Origin of the sequence: Novosphingopyxis baekryungensis DSM 16222 (genome assembly GCF_000420305.1) — a bacterium.
GTDB lineage: Bacteria > Pseudomonadota > Alphaproteobacteria > Sphingomonadales > Sphingomonadaceae > Novosphingopyxis > Novosphingopyxis baekryungensis.
The window spans coordinates 1-1,511 of record NZ_ATUR01000001.1; the positions used below are offsets into that span (position 1 = coordinate 1).

At 58.7% G+C, this 1,511-nt stretch carries 1 protein-coding gene; it reads right to left on the bottom strand.

Annotated features, from left to right (window positions below; translation table 11 throughout):
* Positions 1–74 precede the first annotated feature (74 nt).
* A protein-coding gene (locus tag G410_RS0100005) for an IS3 family transposase (protein ID WP_156851803.1) occupies positions 75–1,426 on the bottom strand; the annotation gives its coding sequence in 2 pieces (ribosomal slippage) (positions 75–1,088 and positions 1,091–1,426; 1,350 coding nt in all).
* Between the last annotated feature and the right edge of the window lie 85 nt (positions 1,427–1,511).

Below are 1,511 nucleotides of genomic sequence, written 5' to 3' on the forward strand. Positions count from 1 at the left end.
TGTCCGTCGTCAGAACATTTGGCACAACTCGCGGCGTAGTCTTGCGGAGTGTGGGCTTCGACTGATGGTTGGTTTTAGGCGGCGAGCCTGCGGTGTTGCAAGCGCCGATATTCGAGGGTCTGTCGCTTGATCCTTTCTCTTCTTTTGATGATCGTCGGTGCCCTGCCGAAGTAGGCATCGGCGGGTGTCACATTGTCGAGGCTTTCGTGGTAGCGCTGGTGGTTATAGTGCTCCACAAAGGCCTCGATCTGGTTTTCGAGATCGCCGGGCAGGAAGTAGTTTTCCAATAGCACGCGGTTCTTCAGGGTCTGGTGCCAGCGTTCGATCTTGCCTTGGGTCTGCGGATGGAACGGCGCGCCGCGCACATGGCTCATCTTGTTGGCTTCGATGTATTCGGCCAGTTCGCTCGCGATGTAGCTTGGGCCATTATCGCTGAGCAGGCGAGGCCTGTGCAGGACATTGGCGCTGTCGCAGCCTGAAGCTGCCAGAGCCATGTCGAGCGTATCAGTGACGTCGCTGGCGCACATGGTCGTGCACAACTTCCAGGCAATGATGTAGCGCGAGTAATCGTCGAGCACGGTGGATAGGTAGACCCATCCCCATCCGATGATCTTGAAGTAGGTAAAATCGGTCTGCCACATCTCGTTCGGCCGAGTGGTCTGCGTATGGAACGCTTCTGCCGCCTTGATCACCGTATAGGCTGGGCTGGTGATCAGATCGTGGGCCTTGAGCAGGCGGTAAACCGTGGCCTCGGACACAAAGTAGCGCTTTTCGTCGGTGAAGCGCACTGCCAGCTCGCGCGGGGACAGTTCGGTCTGCTCTAGCGCCATCTCGACGATCTGCTGCTGGATATCCTCGCCGATGCGGTTCCACACGCGGCTCGGCGTGGATGGCCGGTCTATCAGTGCCTCCGGCCCGCCTTCAAGGTAACGATCATACCAGCGGTAGAAGGTGCGTCTTGCCACGCCGAGCTGGTCCAGCGTGCGCTTGGTGGGCAGGTGCGACTGCTCGACGATCCGGATGATCTCGAGCTTCTCGGATGCGGGATACCTCATTCGTCGTCTTCCCCATCCGCGATCATGCTTTTTTTGAGCAGGCGGTTCTCCAGTGTCAGGTCGGCTACGCATTCCTTCAGGTCGCGCGCCTCTCGGCGCAGATCCTTCACCTCGCCCGTGGTCGCAGCACGCGCAGTGTCACCAGCCAGGCGGCGTTTGCCAGCCTCCATGAACTCCTTGGACCAGGTGTAATACAGGCTCTGGGCGATGCCTTCGCGACGGCACAGTTCGGCAATGGAGTCATCACCGCGCAGGCCGTCGAGCACAATCCTGATCTTGTCTTCAGCGGAAAAATGCCGACGGGTCTTGCGGCGGATGTCTTTCACCACCTGCTCGGCAGGCAATTTGGACTTCGAGGATTTGGGCTTCATCTTCGCTCCTTCGTCACTACGACGAAGCCCAAATCCTCCTTAAATCACAACCTCAAATCTGTGCCATTGGCGCTGACGGGGGACA